21 protein-coding genes are annotated in these 19,695 nt (G+C 50.2%); 14 read left to right on the forward strand and 7 right to left on the reverse strand.

Annotation, left to right across the window (positions count from 1 at the left end):
- Positions 1-202: 202 nt before the first annotated feature.
- Positions 203-1,897: a M3 family oligoendopeptidase gene (locus tag KNO92_RS02450; RefSeq protein WP_214693742.1), complete on the reverse strand. Its 1,695-nt coding sequence runs from the start codon at positions 1,895-1,897 to the stop codon at positions 203-205.
- A gap of 208 nt (positions 1,898-2,105) precedes the next feature.
- Here KNO92_RS02450 and KNO92_RS02455 point away from each other — a divergent pair, with 208 nt between their 5' ends.
- Positions 2,106-2,606: a PTS sugar transporter subunit IIA gene (locus tag KNO92_RS02455; protein ID WP_214759987.1), complete on the forward strand. Its 501-nt coding sequence runs from the start codon at positions 2,106-2,108 to the stop codon at positions 2,604-2,606.
- 90 nt (positions 2,607-2,696) lie between these two features.
- Complete coding sequence (locus KNO92_RS02460) at positions 2,697-3,302, forward strand: helix-turn-helix domain-containing protein (protein WP_214759989.1); 606 nt, start codon at positions 2,697-2,699, stop codon at positions 3,300-3,302.
- A gap of 54 nt (positions 3,303-3,356) precedes the next feature.
- Here KNO92_RS02460 and KNO92_RS02465 read toward each other — a convergent pair whose 3' ends face one another.
- The 3 genes from KNO92_RS02465 to KNO92_RS02475 form a co-directional block, all read right to left on the reverse strand.
- On the reverse strand, positions 3,357-3,782 hold the full coding sequence (locus KNO92_RS02465) for a hypothetical protein (protein WP_214693732.1): 426 nt from the start codon (positions 3,780-3,782) through the stop codon (positions 3,357-3,359).
- Between the two features lie 64 nt (positions 3,783-3,846).
- Positions 3,847-5,040, reverse strand: coding sequence for an ABC transporter permease (locus KNO92_RS02470; RefSeq protein ID WP_214693730.1), 1,194 nt, complete (start codon positions 5,038-5,040; stop codon positions 3,847-3,849).
- Positions 5,030-5,920 carry an ABC transporter ATP-binding protein gene (locus KNO92_RS02475; RefSeq protein ID WP_214759991.1) on the reverse strand — a complete coding sequence of 297 codons (891 nt, stop codon included), beginning with the start codon at positions 5,918-5,920 and terminating at the stop codon, positions 5,030-5,032. Before KNO92_RS02475 ends, KNO92_RS02470 begins: the two co-directional genes overlap by 11 nt.
- Positions 5,921-6,036: 116 nt before the next feature.
- Here KNO92_RS02475 and KNO92_RS02480 point away from each other — a divergent pair, with 116 nt between their 5' ends.
- Positions 6,037-6,981, forward strand: a complete 945-nt coding sequence (locus tag KNO92_RS02480; RefSeq protein WP_214693727.1) for a ring-cleaving dioxygenase — start codon at positions 6,037-6,039, stop codon at positions 6,979-6,981.
- Positions 6,978-7,577, forward strand: coding sequence for an alpha/beta hydrolase (locus tag KNO92_RS02485; RefSeq protein ID WP_214693725.1), 600 nt, complete (start codon positions 6,978-6,980; stop codon positions 7,575-7,577). Before KNO92_RS02480 ends, KNO92_RS02485 begins: the two co-directional genes overlap by 4 nt.
- Positions 7,578-7,582: 5 nt before the next feature.
- Here KNO92_RS02485 and KNO92_RS02490 read toward each other — a convergent pair whose 3' ends face one another.
- Positions 7,583-8,071, reverse strand: coding sequence for a hypothetical protein (locus tag KNO92_RS02490; protein ID WP_214693723.1), 489 nt, complete (start codon positions 8,069-8,071; stop codon positions 7,583-7,585).
- Positions 8,072-8,400: 329 nt separating this feature from the next.
- Between KNO92_RS02490 and KNO92_RS02495 the strand changes: the two genes are divergently transcribed.
- The 5 genes from KNO92_RS02495 to KNO92_RS02515 all read left to right on the forward strand — a co-directional run bounded on the left by KNO92_RS02495 (position 8,401) and on the right by KNO92_RS02515 (position 12,534).
- A complete protein-coding gene (locus tag KNO92_RS02495; RefSeq protein WP_214693722.1) occupies positions 8,401-9,456 on the forward strand; it encodes an acyltransferase family protein in 1,056 nt (351 codons plus the stop codon).
- A 74-nt stretch (positions 9,457-9,530) separates the two neighbouring features.
- Positions 9,531-9,866, forward strand: coding sequence for an Asp23/Gls24 family envelope stress response protein (locus KNO92_RS02500; protein WP_074033784.1), 336 nt, complete (start codon positions 9,531-9,533; stop codon positions 9,864-9,866).
- Between the two features lie 200 nt (positions 9,867-10,066).
- Entirely contained in the window at positions 10,067-10,732 is a 666-nt protein-coding gene (pgmB, locus tag KNO92_RS02505; protein ID WP_074033782.1) for a beta-phosphoglucomutase, read from the forward strand.
- Between the two features lie 218 nt (positions 10,733-10,950).
- Positions 10,951-11,358 (forward strand): Rok-like winged helix domain-containing protein, encoded by a 408-nt coding sequence (locus tag KNO92_RS02510; protein ID WP_214693715.1) that lies wholly within the window; start codon positions 10,951-10,953, stop codon positions 11,356-11,358.
- A gap of 123 nt (positions 11,359-11,481) precedes the next feature.
- Positions 11,482-12,534, forward strand: coding sequence for a glycosyltransferase family 4 protein (locus KNO92_RS02515; RefSeq protein ID WP_214693706.1), 1,053 nt, complete (start codon positions 11,482-11,484; stop codon positions 12,532-12,534).
- Positions 12,535-12,574: 40 nt separating this feature from the next.
- Here KNO92_RS02515 and KNO92_RS02520 read toward each other — a convergent pair whose 3' ends face one another.
- Positions 12,575-13,582 (reverse strand): LCP family protein, encoded by a 1,008-nt coding sequence (locus KNO92_RS02520; protein ID WP_214693705.1) that lies wholly within the window; start codon positions 13,580-13,582, stop codon positions 12,575-12,577.
- 41 nt (positions 13,583-13,623) lie between these two features.
- Entirely contained in the window at positions 13,624-14,265 is a 642-nt protein-coding gene (locus KNO92_RS02525; RefSeq protein ID WP_214693697.1) for a YigZ family protein, read from the reverse strand.
- A gap of 180 nt (positions 14,266-14,445) precedes the next feature.
- Here KNO92_RS02525 and KNO92_RS14960 point away from each other — a divergent pair, with 180 nt between their 5' ends.
- The 5 genes from KNO92_RS14960 (at position 14,446) to treP (ending at position 19,638) form a co-directional block, all read left to right on the forward strand.
- Positions 14,446-15,570 carry a sensor histidine kinase gene (locus KNO92_RS14960; protein ID WP_214693695.1) on the forward strand — a complete coding sequence of 375 codons (1,125 nt, stop codon included), beginning with the start codon at positions 14,446-14,448 and terminating at the stop codon, positions 15,568-15,570.
- Between the two features lie 22 nt (positions 15,571-15,592).
- Positions 15,593-16,285, forward strand: coding sequence for a response regulator transcription factor (locus tag KNO92_RS02535; protein ID WP_271305325.1), 693 nt, complete (start codon positions 15,593-15,595; stop codon positions 16,283-16,285).
- Positions 16,286-16,380: 95 nt separating this feature from the next.
- Positions 16,381-17,229 (forward strand): DegV family protein, encoded by an 849-nt coding sequence (locus tag KNO92_RS02540; RefSeq protein WP_214693694.1) that lies wholly within the window; start codon positions 16,381-16,383, stop codon positions 17,227-17,229.
- A 51-nt stretch (positions 17,230-17,280) separates the two neighbouring features.
- On the forward strand, positions 17,281-17,988 hold the full coding sequence (gene treR / locus KNO92_RS02545) for a trehalose operon repressor (RefSeq protein ID WP_214693692.1): 708 nt from the start codon (positions 17,281-17,283) through the stop codon (positions 17,986-17,988).
- A 201-nt stretch (positions 17,989-18,189) separates the two neighbouring features.
- On the forward strand, positions 18,190-19,638 hold the full coding sequence (gene treP / locus KNO92_RS02550) for a PTS system trehalose-specific EIIBC component (RefSeq protein ID WP_214693690.1): 1,449 nt from the start codon (positions 18,190-18,192) through the stop codon (positions 19,636-19,638).
- The last annotated feature ends 57 nt before the right edge of the window (positions 19,639-19,695 follow it).

Here is a 19,695-nt window from a genome sequence, read left to right on the forward strand (position 1 = left end):
CGCCAAAGGTGGCGACCATTCGTGTGGCTCGTCCCACGGCGCCCCGACTCCTGCAGGAAAGCAATCCGACGGAGACCCAGCAGCGACTTAAGTCGCGATGCGGCTCCGGGATTGCCTGCGGAAAGCGTGGGCGCCGGAAGGACGAGTTCGAACATGTTATTTGTCAACAAGCTGACCATCGATTTTTCGATGGTCTTTCTTGTTAGTTCGCGAGCGGATGTTTCAAGAGATAGTCTTCGATTTGATCGATTGTTTCTTTCAACACGCCGTCTGCGAATGGCGATTTGAGACCCGCGAGTTCGACGAGTTCGAGGAACGAGCGGCTTCCGCCGGCCTGACAAAGCGTGAGATAATCGCTCCATGCCGCTTCACGGTCTTCATGCATGCGTACCCAGAACTGGAACGCACACACTTGCGCGAGCGTGTAGTCGATATAATAGAACGGACTTTGGAAGATATGCCCTTGTTGGTGCCACCATGCACCTGATTCGAGATAGTCGTTCGTCTCGTAGTCACGATGCGGAAGGTACACTTTCTCCAAGTCGCGCCATGCTTGACGACGCTCGGCGGCTGTCATGTCCGGATTGCGGTACACGACGTGTTGGAACTCATCGACGAGCACGCCGTACGGAAGGAACGTCATGCTGCCAGCCAAGTGGTTGAACTTGTACTTGTCGACTTGGTCGCCGAAGAAGAGCTCCATCCATGGCCAACAGAAGAACTCCATCGACATCGAATGGATTTCGCACGCCTCATATGTCGGGAAGGCGTATTCTGGAGTCGTCAAATGACGGCTCTCGTACACTTGGAAGGCGTGACCGACTTCGTGTGTGAGGACGTCGATGTCTCCGGCTGTCCCATTGAAGTTCGAGAAGATGAACGGGAGACCTTCAGAAGGCAAGTACGTGCAATATCCGCCGCCAGCTTTACCTGGTTTCGCCGTCAAATCGAGGGCGCCGCGTTCTTGCATGTATTGGAAGAACTCGTCTGTCTCGTTCGAGAGTTCCTGGTACATCTTGTTGCCGCCTTCGATGATGAACGACTCATCCCCTTGAGGTGTCGCGTTACCGTCCGGGAAGACGAATGACTCGTCGTAATAGTAGAGATGATCGACACCGATGCGTTTCGCCTGCTTCTCTTTTAACGCAGAAGCGAGCGGGACGATGACGTCGCGGACTTGTTTGCGGAAGTTGTCGACCATCGACTCGTCATATCCAACGCGTTGCATGCGGGCATAACCGAGTTCAACAAAAGACGGGAAGCCGAGTGCATGGGCAATCTCTGTCCGAACCCGTACGAGTTCCCCGTAAATCCGGTCGAGCTCGTCACCGTTGTCAGAAAGGTATGTATAGCGGGCGACGGATGCGGCTTTACGGACATCGCGGTCAGGTGACTGAAGGTATGGACCGAACTGTGACAAGTTGAGTGTCTTGCCGTCAAATTCAATCTGTGCCGCCGACATGACCTTTTGATAAGCCGTCGCGAGGCGGTTCTCTTCCTGCAATTTCGGGATGAGCGACTCCTCGAACGTCTCGAGTGCACGCTCGGCGAGAGAGAACAACTGGCTACCCCATTCCGCTTCGAGTTCCGAACGAAGCTCGTGGTTCGTCAAGACGCGGTAGTATGCTTGAATCTCTTTCTCATAGACCGGTAGTGCATCGTCGAAGAAAGATTGTTCTTCCTCATAAAAAGCGTCGCGTGTGTCGACCGAGTGTCGGATCGCGACGAGTTGACTTTGTGTCTCAAAGTCGTTTCGTTCTTTGTTGATTTGGCGAATGAGTTCGTTCGCTTCTTCGAGTGTGCTCGCTTGCTGTAATTCGGCAGAATAGTCCGACAATCTGCTGTTTAAAGCGTCCAAGTCGGGCCGTTCATATGACAATTTTGTGAAAGTCGTCATTGTAAGCGCCTCCATCGTGTGAAATTTTTATAAAGTGTAAAAAGGGCTTGCAAAAGCGATTGCACACTCGTATTCTTACGATGTGTAAAACGATTTCGCACTACCTTATTACTACTATACCGTTAATAAGGTAGGGATTGAAGTTTTAGCTTTTCGGGTATAAAAGGGAAGACTTCGATTCAATAGAACATGTTGGAGGGATTAAGCTATGGGATTCTTTAAAAAACTATTTGGTGGTAAAGAAGAACAACTCAACGCGGTTTCACCGCTTACAGGAAAGATCGTCGACATCACGAACGTACCGGACCAAGTATTCTCACAAAAAATGATGGGTGACGGAATTGCGATCGAGCCGACTGAAGGCAAAGTCGTTTCACCAGTTAGCGGAACAATCGCAACGGTATTCCCGACGAAACACGCGATCGGTATCAACGCGGACAACGGTGCAGAGTACTTGATCCACATCGGTTTGGATACGGTCAACCTTAAAGGTGAAGGCTTCGAGACACACGTCACAGAAGGTCAATCTGTCAAAGCTGGCGATCCGCTTGTCACGTTCGACCTCGACTTCATCAAAGCGAACGCTCCATCGACAATCACTCCGATCATCATCACGAACCATGACAGCTTCGGCGTGAACAAACTTGTCGCAGAAGGCGACACGGTGACAGCTGGATCTTCAGAAGTCGTCGAATTGACGAAGAAATAAGAGAACGATTCATGACTCGGGAGCCTATGCTTCCGAGTATTTTTTTGTGAATTCGGGAATTATAATAAAGAGAGGGAAGGGGGAAATGAGATGGATGGTAAAAATGCACCATACCGGGGATACGGGGACCGGATTCGAATCTTGCGAGAGCGGGCTGGATTATCGATTGAAACGCTTGCGGAACAAATCGGCGTCGCCCCATATTTTATTCGACGTACGGAACTGAGTGAGGTCTATCCGACGATGCCTTACATAGAGGCGCTCGCAGAAGCTCTGCGCATCGATTCCAATTATTTGGCGCGTCATATTTGGACGGGGGAGTCGCTCAAAGTGTTGATGCGAGGGAAAGTACCCGAAATCGAACAGATGAAGCTCGCCTATGAAGAGGCGATGCACGGGAAGTCCGTCGAGGAGATGCAGCGACAACTCGAGGAGCGGATGCGCATCTTCGACTTGATGCATGAAGAGGAATTGCAGCGAATCTTTGAAGAGGACGAAGAGCCGACGTCGCACCACGCCCTCGAAGCACTCGTCGACGCCGTCCTTGACCTTGGACGGTCCCATGATTCAAATCCAAATCGTCACATCGTCCCGTTCGCTCGTTATGTGGAACGACTCGTCCCCGACCAGTTCGCGGATAACTCCTTCCAATATGCAGAGTACGGCGTCGTGGACAAATCATATAAATTGCAATGATATAGAACGAAAAAAATGACCAGGAGAATCACTCTCCTGGTCATTTTTCATTGATCAGCGCATCGGACGCGCTTCGTAGCGTACTTTCGGACGAGTGCCGGCAAGTAAAAAGCCGAGCACGATATTCAAGATTGTGAGCACCCATCCGACATACCCGAACGTGTAAGCGAGACTCGCCAGCACCGTTTGCCAGTCGAGCAGAGCTGCTGCGTCGCCGCGGAATGTGAAGCGGATGACGGTGAAGCCAATGAGTGTCGTTGCAGTAATCATGATGCCGATCCATGCGCCACCGAAGCGAGACGTTTGTGGACGTCTGCTGACCGGATACCAAAACGCGAGCGTTCCGATAAACGTACTACCTGCATACGCAAGCAGGATTTGCCATAACGCATCCGCGTCTAAGAAGACGGTATAACAGATGAACGTCGTGAGCGTCGTCATAAACGTAAAGATTAAGGCCGCGAGTAATCGTGATCGCATAGTTCGTTTTCCTCCTCATTTTGCACATTCTTTAGAGTAAACGAAAACGAATTTGCTGTAAACGTTATTGGCGGTTTTGTAATATTTGTCGCCATTGTTTAATGGCGTTCGTTCCATAGAACAAGACGCCGCCACGATAGAATTTCGAGCCGATCCAAAGCGTCACGCCGATCGTTCCGATGAGTAAGCCGATTGAGAGGGCGACCTCCCACACCGCCACATCGACGAGCATGACCCGGAGGAACATGAGCATCGGGGCGAAGAACGGGACGAAGGAGAGAATCGTCACGATGGTCGCGTCCGGATTGTTCAAGCCGAACATCGCCACTAAGAACGCTGCTACGAGAAGCATGATGACCGGCATGACCATCTGTTGGGATTCTTCGACGCGGCTGACGAGCGAGCCGAGGACGGCGAAGAGTGACGCGTACAACAAGTAACCGAGTAGGAAGAAGACGAGCAAGTAGATGACAGCTCGCGCATTCCCGGCGTTTTCGATGACGGTCGTCGCTAACTCACTGCCGCTCGCGCTAACATAACCAAACCCAAGGAAAATCCCAATCTGGATGAGGGCGAGCGTCCCGATGGCGGTCACTTTGGCGAGCATGTGCGTCACCGGATGCGTCGTCGAGATGATCAATTCCATGACACGCGACGACTTCTCGGTCGTCACTTCTGTCGAAATCATCGATCCGTACGTAATGATCGAGATGTAAAGGAGCATCAACATGACATAGACGAGTGCCGAAGACGAAAGCAGCTCATCCGAGTTCTCGCCTCCGCGCCCGAGATACGACTCATCGAGCTGGATTGGTTCACTGAGAGCCGTGATGACGGCCGGGTCGACATCGGCTGATTCAATTAATTCCGCATTACGCAATTGCTGAAGCGACGTTTGCAAGATGGTCGTGAATTCCTGCTCTGGTCGTTCCGAGATGACACGGGCGTCGTAACCGTCGACAAAAGCAACGACTCCGTATTCGCCGTCATTGATTCCGGCGCGTGCCTCCTCTTCGGTGATGTCACTCGTGGCAACGTCTTCATAGCCGAGCGACTGTATCGTATCGACGAGCGCTGTGTTTTCCGTTACGACGAGGGCGCTCGCTTGTTCTGAATCCTCGAACGAGGACATGATGCGGTCGATGTTCGTAAATCCGAAGATGAATAGAATCGTCAACGCCGTCGAGATGACGAACGCTTTCGAACGGATCCTCGATTTGAGGGTGAATGCATAGAGCGGTCCAAAGTTATGAAACATGCTGTCCGACCTCCTTGATAAAGATGTCATTGAGCGATACCGGTTGGCGCATGAACGTCTTCACGTTCGCCTGATGGCGAACGAGTGTCGATAGGACGACGTCGCTATCATCAAATGAATGTAGACGTACTAAATGACCGGACTTATACGGTTCGATCGTCTCGATGACCGGGAGTGATTCGAGTACGTGAATCTGGTCCGTCTCGATGAAGAGGGCCGGCTCGGCGTATCGCGACTTGATGGATGGCACGTCACCACTGACGACGGCACGTCCACCTTTTAAGATCCCGACATGTTGGCAGAGCTCTTCGACATGTTCCATTCGGTGACTCGAGAAGACGATGGTCGTTCCGGCGTCACGCAAAGCGAGCACCTCGCGTTTCAGGATCTCGACGTTGACCGGATCGAGTCCACTGAACGGCTCATCTAAGATGACGAGCTCGGGGTTGTGGAGCAGGGCGGCAACGAGTTGGATTTTCTGCTGATTCCCTTTTGACAGTTGCTCGACGCGCATCGTCTCATACTGAGGAATCTCTAGCCGTTCGAGCCAAGATTTGACCGCACGTTTGGCATCGCTTGAACGCATGCCTTTCAAACTGGCTAAAAAGACGAGTTGTTCGCGCACTTGTGACTTCGGGTACAGTCCTCGTTCCTCGGGTAAGTATCCGACAATCCGATGGTCGACCGCTTTGCCGTTCCACGTGATGCTTCCATCGGTCGGTTTCAAAATGTCGAGGATCATTCGGAACGTCGTCGTCTTGCCGGCACCGTTCGCTCCGAGAAGACCAAACATCTCTCCTTGTGGCACGCGGAACGTGAGATCGTCGACAGCGGTGAAGTCACCGAATTCTTTGGTGACTCGTTCAATCTGTAATGCCATGTTCTTATACCTCCTTAGAATGTCTCTCTTCTTATCGTACGCCACCGTGAGCAAAAAGTTTCACTTTTTCTAACAAATGATTTATCTTGAAATCAAGATAATAAAGGAGGATGACAATGAATACGCAATCTACAGGCATCCATCACATCTCATCGATGGTACAAGACCCGCAACGTACACTTGATTTTTATGGACAAGTACTCGGTCTTCGTTTCGTGAAGCAGACCGTCAATTTTGATGACCCGGGTACGTATCATCTCTATTTCGGGGACGAGGTCGGCACACCGGGAACCGTCATTACCTTCTTCCCAATCCCTGGGTTAGGGAAAGGACAGGTCGGGAGCGGTCAAGTCGGTGTGACGACATATCTCGTGCCGGCAGGAAGTTTACCGTTCTGGGAAGAAAGATTACAACAGCATGGAATTGCGACCGTCGCCACGGAACGGTTCGAGGAGCCGTCACTTCTGTTTGAAGACCCGGACGGACTCGTCGTCGAACTCGTCGCTCGACCGACGACGAAACAGACGCACTGGGTCATCCCAGGCGTCACGAAGGATGAGGCGATCGTCGGATTCGCGGGCGCGACATTATTATCAAAAGCACCAGACGAGACCGTACGCTTGTTGACGGAACTGTTTGGATTTGAACGAGTCGGAGAAGACGAGGAATGGGTACGTTTGAAAGGGACGGCTGACTATGGGAACATCATCGACGTCAAAAAGACGATTCTTCCGAACGGTGTGCCCGGAACGGGGACGGTTCACCACATCGCTTGGCGAGTCGCGGACGGTGAACACTATCCGACGTGGCAAGATGCCATCTTTGACCTTGGGCTTAGACCGACCGAAGTGAAGGAACGAAACTATTTCCGCTCGGTTTATTTCCACGATGCCGGACGGATCTTACACGAACTCGCGACAGACGTACCTGGGTTCACCGTGGACGAATCCATCGACACGCTCGGTGAGACGTTACGCCTACCACCATGGCTTGAAGCGGACCGTGACAAGATTGTCCGCACGCTACCAACGATTACAATCCCGAAAGGAGAACGGATATGATTCATCAATTCATTCAAGGAACGAAAGAGACGACGCTCGTCTTATTGCACGGAACAGGGGGGAGCGAGCAAGACTTGATCCCGCTCGCAAAAGAGTTATCACCGGAATCGAACGTCCTGACGCTACGAGGGGACGTCCTTGAGAATGGGATGACCCGCTTCTTCCGTCGTCACGCGGAAGGCGTGCTCGACCTCGAAGATTTAAAGAAACAGACGGAGCGCTTCCTTCAGTTTTTAGATGATGCGGCAGCGGAATATGGAATCAAACGGGACAAGATGATTCCAATCGGATATTCGAACGGGGCGAACTTGATCGGTTCGGCACTATACCGTCAACCAGCATTCGCCGCTTCACTCTTGTTCCATCCGATGGTCCCGGACCGTTCGCTCACATTGCCTGACTTGTCAGGTACGAACGTATTCATCTCAGCAGGTGAGCGCGATCCGATTTGCCCGAAAGCAGAAACAGAAGAGCTGACATCGACACTCCGGAATGCCGGAGCGGACGTCGAGCTCTTCTATCATACGGGTGGGCATGAAGTGCGCATGGAAGAAGTCGAGGCGGCACGGACATGGATCGCCGCTCACCTCGACTAATTCGTTCAAGCCATTTTTTTCGGTTTGTTCGGACGAGAATAGACGACGAGGACACCTCGGTCAATCAAATAGGCGGCGAATAAGCGTTTCGCTTCCTCAGCATGCACGGTTCGGTCGATTTGGATATACAATCGGCCGAGCTTTTTTTGTGAGGTTCGCGTGAGCAACCAGATCGAGTCGAGCGTATACTGCCAGCTCTGAAGCGTGTCGCCACCGATGTATAAGTACCGGTTTTGGGTGCGCTCGAGCAGATAGTTGAGCCACCAGACGTCACGGACTAATTTGGCGCAGACACCGAGCGCGAACGTGAGACCGAGGAAGGCCATACTAGACAACACAGGATGAATGGCAGAGAACCCGTTACGGACCGACTCAAAGGCCACCATCAGTAGCCCGACGGAAAAGCTGCTGATTAACCACCAGAATCCGAAGTTAGAGAATGAACGTTTCGGGTCGTGCACCATATGATGTCGATTCCGGATGATCGAAGCCATTCTCTCCACCTCCTTTATTAGAATATTCTGAATATTTAGTAACACTACTATACTATACTGTACCCAATCCCGTCTATTTGAATACGCCCACAACGTGCTGAATCGTGAGGATTTTTTGACGTTTCGGCTTGTAATCATCGAATTATGGGAATGATGACAGTGAAGACATGAAAATTTTGTTGAAACGTAATTTCACTTGGCGAGGGAATCGATTATGATAGGTGAGGGATTTTTCCATCTGATCTTCCATGCAGTCCGTGTGCGAATTGAACGTGAAAACATGAAGGTCAGCTTCATCGCAATCATCATAAAGAACTAGAGGGAATGTTATGAGAAATTATTGGTATGACAATATTAAGGGAGTACTCGTCTTACTCGTCGTGTTCGGTCACCTGTTGACGGACGTCCGCGGCGCTTATGACGACATTCTTCCGAAGTGGGTGTATTTGTTCCTGTACACCTTCCATATGCCGTTATTCATTATGCTAAGCGGTTACTTCTATCGGGAGAACCGTTATTTACGTGTGATCCAGTTGTTCGTCGTCTACGTCATCTGGCAAGTCATTCTCGGGTCATGGTTCGCTTTCACAGAAGGCATCCCAATTTTCTCGCTGGAGAATCCGGGACTGAATCTGTTGAAACCGTATTGGGCACTATGGTATTTGATGGCGATCATTTTCTGGTACATCATCACCCCGTACGTGACGCAGCTGAAAGGGTATGTGCTATACGCGCTTCTATTTGCGCTCCTGTTCGGGTTCCAGGCGGAGGCGACTGGTTATTTCGCGTTACGAAAAGTGATCATGTTCTATCCGTTCTTCTTGATTGGGAACTGGATGTCCGAACGGAACACACTCAACTTCTTCGAGCTGCCGAAACGGGCCGAACAACGGAACCGTTACCGGATTGGGGGAGCGATCGTCTTTGTCACATTGACGATTGGCCTATTGATCTCCATGCGCGTCCAACAGGCCGACGCGTTCTATCACATCGGAAACTTGTTCAAGTTCCGCTTCGCTTATGATACGGCGGTACCGGAGGCGATGTGGAGCGGACCGTTCGCATTCTTGATCGTCTATACGGTGTCGCTCCTCATGTCGATCAGCTTCGCGCTCATCATTCCGGGACGAAGACTACCAATCTTCTCGAGGGCTGGTCGATATAGCTTATATGTCTATCTCGTTCACGTATTCTTTGTCGTCGCTTGGAAGGCGTTCGTCCCGGCTGGATTCATGCCGACGTCGTGGATGCAATTGCTCGTCTTGTTCGGTGTCGCATTCGTGATGGTACTCGTGATTATCAGTCCGCCGATGGTTCGTCTCTTACGTCCGCTCGTCGAGATTGACGTGAGGCGCGTACAAAATACGAAAGGTGTGAAAGGGTAAAGTCTTTTCTAAACGCTTCATTTCCGCTACACTTTATAAAGAGGAAACGAAACTAGAGTTAAGGAAGTGACCCTATGCCATACGAAAATGGAATGCACAGCACAGAAGGTGACGTGAACGTCTCACGTCACGTCGTAGAAATGATCGCCGCAGTCGCGGTCAAAGAAACGAAACACGTATCTTTCACGCAAGAAGACACGAAATTGTCAGAGCGTGCGCTCATGAAGCATGTGAAAGTCGATGAGTCAGAAGAAGGCATCACGATCAACTTGTCACTTTATATCGCATATGGGCAGTCGATCATCAAAACGGTGACGGCGGTTCAAGAGCGAATCACGCAAGATATGGATACGATGCTTGCGATGACACCACGTTCGGTGAACGTGAAAGTCGTAGGAATCCAACTGTAAATGAGAGGGGAGAGCAGAGAGCTCTTCTCTTTTTTTGATTTTTGCGAAAACGGTTGCATCAAGATAACGTTTTCATTTATAATAGAAATCGAACAAGTGCAACCGTTTGCATCATTGACCAAACGTGCGACGGGTACTTGTCAAGTTCCCTAAATGTAGTCTGACGACACAAGCATTTGAAGGAAAGGCGGAAAGCATGTATGTCAACGATTGAAGCAGTGATTTTCGATTTGGACGGTGTCATCACTGACACGGCAGAGTACCATTACCTCGCTTGGAAGCAGCTCGGTGAAGAGCTCGGAATTCCATTTGACCGCGAATTCAACGAAACGCTCAAAGGGGTGAGTCGGACTGAATCGCTCGAGCGGATCCTTACGCTCGGCGGAAAACAGAACGACTTTACGCCGGAAGAGAAAGAAGAACTCGCCCAAAAGAAAAACGAGCATTACGTTGAACTCATTCAACATATCTCATCTGACGATCTTCTTCCTGGCATCGTTTCATTCCTGGATGAAATCAAAGAGGCGGGACTTAAAATCGGAATGGCGTCTGCTTCAAAGAACGCATTTGCGGTCGTTGACGCACTAGGTGTCCGTCATTACTTCGACCATATTGTCGATGCAGCAACTGTCGCCCAGTCAAAACCACACCCCGAAGTGTTTTTGAAAGCCGCTTCTGCCCTTGGCGTGAAACCCGAACTCGCCATCGGCGTTGAAGACGCGGCTGCCGGCGTAACTGCAATCAAAGCGGCAAACATGTTTGCTGTCGCCGTCGGGGAAGAATCGATGCTTGGTCATGCAGACCTCATCGTCGCTTCTACCGACGAACTTTCGCTCGATCGCATCCTCGAACGCGCTCGCGTGTAATGGACTACAATCATCTTCCGTGAGACGGCGACTGCCCCGAACAGTCGCCGTCTTTTTATAGTCCAAAAGTCCCGAATAGACAATATTGCCCAAAAAGAGATGACAAGCACATTACAAATCCGTTACACTTTTATAGAAGATATCAAGGGATTATTAGGAATTACTGATTTAAAATAGGGAATTCCTAAAATTAATTGGATGTAGAAGGGGATTTGTGTATGGAATCTACGAATGTGAATGAACACATTTATCGAGAATTGATGGAAATCGAAGAATCTTATCGTCAATTGCAACGACGTGCGGAATATTTGATTGCGGAATTGAGTCGGGACAAAGAGGAAACAGACTCAACGACTGATGCATCAAAACGCCTACGTCCACGTCGTGTGAATCAGCGTTATCCACTCGAAGTATATGTTCATCAAGTGACGGATCTTTTGAAAGAGCGTCAGACGATGAGCGTACGTGATATCCAGATGGAGCTCGAACTTCGTTACCGCCATCACATTAGCAATATTTACCAATTGATGGTGAAGATTGAAGGGGTCAACCCAGAGATTAAAAAGATTGGCCGCGGCCTTTATACATATGAACCAGCAGAAGAAGTAGCCGTAACACTTTCATAAGTTTGAGCCGATGGGGAACGCCCCATCGGCTTTTTGTTGTAAACGGACTGATAACAACTCATCGATTCAAAATATGATATAATTCGCCAGAGTCTATTTTTTTGAGAGAGGAACTGTCGGCCCATGCTATGGATTGCCATGTTGGTCAGTTTTGTAATGGCCATCTTGATTACACCGCTCGTTCGTCGATTCGCATTCTTTATCGGTGCAGTCGATCATCCGAACGCACGAAAAGTACATATACGGACGATGCCACGAATCGGTGGTCTGGCGATCTTCATCGCCTTCTTCATCGGCTATGCGCTGCTGCTTCCGACGAGTCGTTATAATGACGCCATCTTGATCGGGGCCGTCGTGATTCTCCTGACCGGACTGATTGATGACCGTTTCCAGCTCTCTGCTCGTGTGAAGTTGATGGGGCAGATGATTGCGACGGTCGTCGTCTTGAACTCTGGGATGCGCATCGAGCTCGTCAATCTCCCGTTCGATCAGCAACTGTATCTCGGGTCATGGAGTATCCCGGTCACCGTTCTTTGGCTGATTGGGATCACGAACGCGATCAACTTGATTGACGGACTCGACGGGCTCGCTGCGGGTGTCTCGAGTATCGCCCTCGGAACGATTGCCGTCTTGGCAATCATTCAAGGGAACGTCTATTTGACGATGATGGCTTTGTTGTTGCTTGCGAGCACGCTCGGCTTTCTCGTCCACAACTTCTACCCAGCGAAGATTTTCATGGGGGACACGGGAGCGCTGTTTCTCGGCTATATGCTCGCTGTCTTCTCTCTGATCGGATTTAAGAACGTGACATTGTTTTCACTCGTCGTCCCGGTCCTTTTGCTCGGCTTGCCGATCTCGGATACGATTTTCGCGATCGTGCGCCGGCTTGTCCAAGGTCGACCGCCGATGTCACCAGACAAGTCGCATATGCACCACCAGTTGATTGACATGGGGTTCACGACGCGCCAAGCCGTCCTGCTCATGTATGGGATGACGCTATTTTTCGGCATCTCATCCATCTTGTTTGCGAAGACGACAATGCTCGGTGCCGTCATCACGTTCGTCGTGGTCCTGATCGTCATCGAATTGATTGTCGAATCGACGGAACTCATTCATCCGAACTATAAACCCATCATCCGAACGTCTCGGCGACTACTTGGTCGACCGAGGACATAAACAAACGGCCGGTATCGCCTAGCGATATCGGCCGTTTTCTTTAGTAAATCGTTGTCTCGGTCATCGAGTCATCTGTTTCATCGGTTGATGGCTCGTCCGCCGTGACGGGCATTCCAAGCTCCGTTTGGAGAAGGGCTTGCGCGTCCCGGAGGTCAGCAGGGTCAAGCTCATAATAATAGACACCGTTCAACGTCAAATCGGTTCCTTCAAGTGTTTCACGATTGAACGACTTGAGGGATTTTGTATACGGTTGAAGCTGTGAGGCTTCTGACAAGGACATGTTCGTTCGAATGTTCTCGCCGACCGCATTCATAATCCGATTCAATTTGGTGAACGAGTTGATCGTGGTCGCCTCGTTGATGATGGCCTCGATCACTTGTTGCTGTCGACCGGCCCGACCGATGTCACCGGCAGGGTCTTGTTTTCGCATGCGGGCGTATGCAAGTGCTTCTTTTCCGTTCAACACTTGAACGCCTGGCTCTAACTCGACGTTTCCTGTCGCTTTTCCGGAAATAGGGATGAGGACGTCGATTTCGATGCCACCGACCGCGTCGACGAGGTCTTCGATTCCATCAAAGTTGATGGTCGCATAGTAGTCGATGGGGATATCGAGCAAGTTTTCGACGGTTGCGATTGTCGTATCGATGCCGCCGTAAGCATACGCATGATTGATCTTGTCTTTGAATGGTTCTCCGTCATCGAGGATGATATCGACATACGAGTCGCGCGGGATGCTGACGAGCGTCACTTGACGCGATTCCTTGTTGAACGTCGCCACCATCAACGAATCACTTCGGCCTTCTTCGAGCGAGGCGCCGCCATCGACCCCTGCTAACAAGATGGAGAAGTGATCTTTCGTCAAGTCGATGGTTTCGTCACGACGTTCGGACTTGTCGCCACGATCCAATTCTTTGTTCGCGTTCTCCGCGGTCTCGTTCGCTTTGAAGACAAAATAGCCGAAAGCGGAACCGCCGATCAGCAATACGACACCCAACACGATGAGGACGATTTTCCAAGGTGACTTTTTCTTGCGTGGGGGTGTTTCCATGTGGATTCCTCATTTCAGTTGTTTCTTTTATTATAAGTGTTTCAGCGTTTGAAATCACGTTCGATGATGCGAATATCGTGAGTTTGTAGCATGCCTTGACCGTTCGTCATATCTGTCAACCAAGCGATTGCATCTTCAGTTTCTTCGACAGGCACTGATACATAGAACGTGACGAGGTCGGCGTACGAGATGTCGTCGAGCAAGTAGGTGGACTGTCGCAATTCGTTCTCGACTTTACCGATCCATGTGTAGTCAACGGTGAGCGTCAATTGCTGCATTTGCAAGCGTTCGACAATCCCGATCGCATCGAGTCCTTCACTGACAGTCCCACCGTATGCCCGGATGAGTCCGCCTCCGCCCAATTTGATGCCTCCGAAATAACGTGTCACGACGACGACCGTGTCTTTTAGATGACGTTTCCGCAACACCTCGAGCATCGGCATGCCTGCTGTACCACTCGGTTCCCCGTCATCGTTCGCTTTCTGGTGTTCATTCCGTTCCCCGATGATGTAAGCAGAACAGTTATGGTTTGCGTTCCAATGCTCTTTTTTGATGCCTTGGATAAACGACTGCGCCTCTTCCTCGGTTTCGACACGTTTGAAGTGGGCGATAAATTTTGACTTTTGTATGACGACTTCGTATGTTCCACTTTGTTTTATAGTATAATTTGACTCAATAGACATTTCTGAAAATTCTCCTTTCTATTTTTGAATATTTTTTTTAGAATTCAAGTAGGCACATACGCTTCAATTGGCGAATGCAATTTATAGAAAATCTCTCATGTTCACTGTAAACCTGTTTTCAAGTGGACGATATATAAGGATAGATGAGGATTAACTACCGAACTATTAGGGGATGGCATCGTGAATCATATTACCGATCGGACAGCTTTAGAACATATCATAACAAATATGATTGATACGGTGACGGAAAGTAAAGAGGAGATTGTCCGTATAACCGAAAGTTCATCAACTGAATATTCTGCGATTCAAAACGAGTTGAAAGAATTGACGGATAAAATCGAGTTCTACATCGAGGAGTCCGATCGACTCGACCGACTCGTAAAAGCCGCGAAAGCCAAGCTCGTTCAAGTCAGTAAAAAGTTTCATATACATAGTGAGCAAGAAATTCGTGACGCCTATGAACGGGCGAATCAGATGCAATTAGAACGGTTTCTCGTTCAAAAAGAAGAGATGGCGGCCCAGCAGCGTCGTAACGATTTAGAACGACGTCTTCTTATTCTAGAGGACACGATCGAACGTGCCGAAAAACTGATCGGTCGTGTCAGCGTCGTCTTGAACTTCTTACGGGACGACCTGCAACAAGAATATTCGGACATGATGAAAAAGCAGGAGATGGCCATCGGTGTATTCGAAGCGGCCGAGCGTGAACGACGTCACCTCGCTCGCGAGATGCACGACGGACCGGCGCAATCGCTTGCCCACATTTTGATTCGTGCCGACTTGATTGAAAAGACGTTTGATAAACGAGGGAAAGATGAAGCGTTTGCCGAATTACATGAATTGAAAAAGTTGATTCGTGGAGCACTCGTCGACGTACGTCGCTTGATTTACGATTTGCGTCCGATGTCGCTTGACGATTTAGGTTTTTTACCGACGCTCGAGCGCTATCTCCACCAAACGGAGGAGTATACGGCCATCAAGACGCGTCTCAACTATCGCGGGTCACGTGCCCGTCTGCCGGAGAAGTTAGAAATCAACGTGTTCCGTCTCGTGCAGGAAGCGGTGCAAAATGCGATCAAGCATGCCAAGACGCCAGAGATCATCGTCAATGTCGAACAGGCGAGCGATGTGATTCACCTTCACATCCGCGACTATGGCATCGGTTTCGAACCGAGTACGATTGGCGAAGAGTCGTTTGGGATTGTCGGGATGCGTGAGCGAATTGAGTTGGTGAACGGAAGTATCACCATTGACTCGGAAGTCGGCAAGGGGACGGTCGTCCGCATGTCGATTCCGATTCCGTGAGAGAACAAGGGGGAAGACATACATGGAAATGACACAGACACGCATTGCAATCGTGGATGATCACGAACTGTTCCGCGAAGGATTGAAGCGAATCTTTGATTTGGAAGATGAATTTACGGTCGTCGCAGAAGGGCGTACGGGTCGCGAGGCGATTCGCATCGCCGGCGAACAAAAACCGGAAATCATGATCTTAGACATCAACATGCCGGACATGAACGGGATCGAGGCGACGAAGCAACTGTCGCTCCTGTCACCGGAGACACGCGTCCTCATCCTCTCGATCCATGATGATGAGTCATATATCACGCATGCGCTCGAAGCGGGCGCGTCTGGTTTTCTTTTAAAAGAAGTGGCGTCGACCGAATTGATTTCGGCGGTCCGTGCCGTCGCTCGGGACGGGGCTTACCTACACCCGAAAGTGACGACGAACGTCTTGAAAGAGTACCGTCGTCTCTTACAATTCAAAGGGGAACAAGCGGGTCGTGGCGTCGAAAGTCGCACGGATGACCCGGTGTACCAATTGTTGTCACGTCGCGAGGTAGAGGTGTTGCACCTTCTCGCAGATGGTCGGTCGAACCGAGATATCAGTGACATGCTGTTCATCAGTGAGAAAACGGTTAAAAACCACGTGTCCTCTGTCCTTCGTAAAATGGATGTGAACGACCGGACACAAGCGGTCGTCGATGCGATTCGCCGGGGTTGGGTCGAGATTTGAGCGTCGCCGATGCTTTACCTCGTTTTTGTGTTACAATATGGAATGGAATCCTAACATAATTGGAAAAATGAAACGACGTAAAGTGAGGATATAGTATGGGAAACATTGCGATTTTAACCGACAGTACCGCCTATCTGTCGGATGATTTTTTGGCACGACATGACGTCCATGTCGCTCCACTCAGTGTCATCTTTGATGGCGCGTCGTACCGCGAGTCGATCGATATGTCGACGGAGGCGTTCTATGAGCGAATCGAGGCAGGCAAGCTACCGACGACGTCACAACCGGTCATCGGTGAGACGGTCGAGTTGATTGAGAATTTGCCGGATGATGTGACGGACGTGATCGCCATCACACTCTCAAGTGGTATCAGCGGAACGTACCAGTCGATGGTCGCGTTAAATGATATGGTCGATGTGACCGTTCATGCGTTTGACTCAGAGATTTCATGTATGCCGCAAGCGTTCATGGTCGAAGAGGCGTTAAACCTCCGTGACAAAGGCGCCACGCCGGAAGAAATCATCGCTCGACTCGAGACGGTTCGTGATTCGATTCGCGCCTATTTCGTCGTCGATGACCTCGATCATCTACAACGTGGTGGACGATTAAGCGCCGCGCAAGCGCTCGTCGGCTCGTTCCTACAAATCAAGCCGGTCCTACACTTCCAAGACAAGTTGATCGTCCCATTTGAAAAGATTCGTACGTATAAGAAGGCTGTACGTCGAATCGAAGAAATGATGGACGAGTCGATTGCCGGTGACGGTGAGGGATACTGTATCGGAATCATTCACGCCAACTGCCCGGAGCGTCAGGCGGAAGAAATCGCTTCGATGAAACAGAAGTTCCCGAAAGCACACATCTCGGGAAGCCATTTCGGTCCGGTCATCGGAACGCATCTCGGACCTGGTGCAATCGGCATCACTTGGTATCGTCGCGAATGGTAAACCACAAGACGACCGTTTCTGGTCGTCTTTTTCAATGGAGGAGGGAATGCGATGGCGAAATATCGCCAAATATTTGAGCGGTTGGCAGAAGAGATGCGGAACGGCACGAGACCTGCAGACTCGAAACTCCCGTCGGAGACGGAGCTGATGCATCAGTTCGAGGCGAGTCGGGGGACGGTCCGAAAGGCACTCGATCTCTTGCAGGAAAACGGGTACGTCCGAAAACACCACGGGAAAGGTGTCTTCGTGTTGAAGCGCGACCAGATCGAGTTTCAATTCAATGGGATTGTCAGTTTCTCAGAAGTGTACGCCAGCATGCTCGGTCGCTCCATCCAGACGCACGTCGCGGCGTTCGAAGAGATGGAGGCACCACCTTGGCTCGTCGAACGGATGAACTTGAAACCGGGAACACATGTGTTTCGCATCGAACGCGTCCGAAACTTTGACGGGGAGAACGTCATCTTAGACATCAACTATTTCGTCAAAGACCTCGTTCCTGGATTGACAAAAGAAATCGCTGCTCGATCGATTTATGGATATATCGAAGGAGAGCTTGGCTTACAGATCAGCTACGCCAAACGAAAGATCGCGGCAGAGGACGTGACCGAGCTCGACCGGATGCGTCTTGATTTGCATGACTATGAATATGTCATCGTCATCACGAACGATACGTTCTTATATGAAGGACAACAATTCGAATATACGGAATCGCGTCACCGCTTGGACAAGTTCCAGTTCAGTGACGTCGCCCGGCGCTAAACCTCTTTCGGACAGGAAGAGGTTTTTAGTTTGAACGAGATCGATTAAGGGAATTTTTTACAATGAATCTGGTCATAAAATCTTCACTCAAACTTGTATATATAAGTTGTTGACTTAACTTATATAGATAAGTTATACTTTGTTTGTACTCATAAGTAACCGTTTTCATTAGGAGTTTTCAAACAAAGGAGGGCAATAAACATGAAGGCAGATTATCGTCAAATTGCCGCAGACATCCTTGAAGCAATCGGCGGCAAAGACAACGTGGACAAAGCCGCACATTGTGTGACACGTCTCCGTCTCTCCCTCAAAGACCAGTCAAAAGTCGATGAGGCACGTGTGAAAGAAGTCGATCTCGTCAAAGGGGCGTTCGAGAACTCGGGCGTGTATCAAATCGTCATCGGAGCCGGTGATGTCGACCGCGTCTATGCCGAGTTCATCAAACTCGCAGGACTCGAAGCGGCAACGGTCGCCGAAGTCAAATCCGCAGGCGGCAAAAAAATGAATCCGCTTCAAAAACTCGTCAAAGTCTTCTCTGACGTCTTTATGCCAATCATTCCAGCCATCATCGTGGCCGGTCTCCTTATGGGGATCAACAACTTACTTGCTTCTGAAGGTCTCTTCATCGACGGGCAGACGCTCATCGAGGCTTATCCGAACTTACAAGGACTTTGGGACCTCATCAACATGATGGCGAACACGTCATTCGTCTTCTTACCGGCACTCGTCGGATGGTCGGCGACGAAACGTTTCGGTGGAAGCGAAGTGCTCGGGATTGTCATGGGTCTCTTGCTTGTCCACCCGGACCTCTTGAACGCTTGGGGCTACGGAACAGCGGCACTTGAAGGAGAAGTACCGACATTCGATATCCTCGGATTGTTCGAGATTGAGAAAGTCGGATATCAAGGTCAAATCTTGCCGGTTCTCGCTGCAGCTTATATTTTGAGCCAAATTGAGATGTTCTTGAAAAAACGTGTACCGAATGCGATTCAACTCTTGGTCGTTCCGATCACGACGATCGTCGTCACTGGATTCCTTGCACTCGCAATCGTTGGACCAATCACACGCGGAATCGGTAATGTGATTGCGACAGGACTCGTCAACACGTTTGAAGCCGTACCGGTCGTCGGGGCACTCCTCTTCGGATTGTTCTACGCACCACTCGTCGTCACAGGGATGCACCACTTGTTCATCGCCATCGACCTTCAGTTGATCGCAGATACAGGCGGTACGTTCATCTGGCCGATGATCGCACTCTCAAATATCGCACAAGGTTCTGCTGCACTCGCCATGTTCTTCGTCTACAAGCACAACGCGAAGCAAAAGAGCATGGCATCGACTTCAGCAATCTCGGCTTACTTCGGGATCACGGAGCCGGCGATGTTCGGGGTCAACTTGCCGAATAAATTCCCGTTCTACTCTGCGATGATCGGGTCGGCGATCGCAGCCATCTTCATCACATTGAACGATGTTCAAGCAATCGCAATCGGTGTCGGAGGACTCCCTGGATTCCTCTCGATCTTCACAGACAAAATCCTTCTCTTCATCGTCGGGATGATCATCGCAATCATCGTACCGTTCGCGCTCACATTCATCTTGTCGAAGCGCTACATGAAAAAAGGTGAAATCGAAGAAAATAAAGTCGCATAAGCATTGACTCGGGAGGGAGGGACGGCAGTTCTTCCCTCTTTCCTATTGAAATGAAAA

This window comes from Exiguobacterium sp. s129, assembly GCF_018617585.1.
Classification (GTDB): Bacteria; Bacillota; Bacilli; order Exiguobacteriales; family Exiguobacteriaceae; genus Exiguobacterium; species Exiguobacterium aestuarii_A.

Bases quoted from the DNA above. Each gene is read 5' to 3' on its own strand.
- KNO92_RS02495 (WP_214693722.1), top strand. From the start codon at position 8,401: ATGAGAAATTATTGGTATGACAATATTAAGGGAGTACTCGTCTTACTC.
- KNO92_RS02510 (WP_214693715.1), top strand. From the start codon at position 10,951: ATGGAATCTACGAATGTGAATGAACACATTTATCGAGAATTGATGGAA.
- KNO92_RS02455 (WP_214759987.1), top strand. From the start codon at position 2,106: ATGGGATTCTTTAAAAAACTATTTGGTGGTAAAGAAGAACAACTCAAC.
- KNO92_RS02475 (WP_214759991.1), bottom strand. From the start codon at position 5,920: ATGGCATTACAGATTGAACGAGTCACCAAAGAATTCGGTGACTTCACC.
- KNO92_RS02490 (WP_214693723.1), bottom strand. From the start codon at position 8,071: ATGGCTTCGATCATCCGGAATCGACATCATATGGTGCACGACCCGAAA.
- KNO92_RS02515 (WP_214693706.1), top strand. From the start codon at position 11,482: ATGCTATGGATTGCCATGTTGGTCAGTTTTGTAATGGCCATCTTGATT.
- KNO92_RS02525 (WP_214693697.1), bottom strand. From the start codon at position 14,265: ATGTCTATTGAGTCAAATTATACTATAAAACAAAGTGGAACATACGAA.
- KNO92_RS02500 (WP_074033784.1), top strand. From the start codon at position 9,531: ATGCCATACGAAAATGGAATGCACAGCACAGAAGGTGACGTGAACGTC.
- KNO92_RS02480 (WP_214693727.1), top strand. From the start codon at position 6,037: ATGAATACGCAATCTACAGGCATCCATCACATCTCATCGATGGTACAA.
- KNO92_RS02485 (WP_214693725.1), top strand. From the start codon at position 6,978: ATGATTCATCAATTCATTCAAGGAACGAAAGAGACGACGCTCGTCTTA.
- treR (WP_214693692.1), top strand. From the start codon at position 17,281: ATGGCGAAATATCGCCAAATATTTGAGCGGTTGGCAGAAGAGATGCGG.
- KNO92_RS02470 (WP_214693730.1), bottom strand. From the start codon at position 5,040: ATGTTTCATAACTTTGGACCGCTCTATGCATTCACCCTCAAATCGAGG.
- KNO92_RS02450 (WP_214693742.1), bottom strand. From the start codon at position 1,897: ATGACGACTTTCACAAAATTGTCATATGAACGGCCCGACTTGGACGCT.
- KNO92_RS02465 (WP_214693732.1), bottom strand. From the start codon at position 3,782: ATGCGATCACGATTACTCGCGGCCTTAATCTTTACGTTTATGACGACG.
- KNO92_RS02540 (WP_214693694.1), top strand. From the start codon at position 16,381: ATGGGAAACATTGCGATTTTAACCGACAGTACCGCCTATCTGTCGGAT.
- pgmB (WP_074033782.1), top strand. From the start codon at position 10,067: ATGTCAACGATTGAAGCAGTGATTTTCGATTTGGACGGTGTCATCACT.
- KNO92_RS02535 (WP_271305325.1), top strand. From the start codon at position 15,593: ATGGAAATGACACAGACACGCATTGCAATCGTGGATGATCACGAACTG.
- treP (WP_214693690.1), top strand. From the start codon at position 18,190: ATGAAGGCAGATTATCGTCAAATTGCCGCAGACATCCTTGAAGCAATC.
- KNO92_RS02460 (WP_214759989.1), top strand. From the start codon at position 2,697: ATGGATGGTAAAAATGCACCATACCGGGGATACGGGGACCGGATTCGA.
- KNO92_RS02520 (WP_214693705.1), bottom strand. From the start codon at position 13,582: ATGGAAACACCCCCACGCAAGAAAAAGTCACCTTGGAAAATCGTCCTC.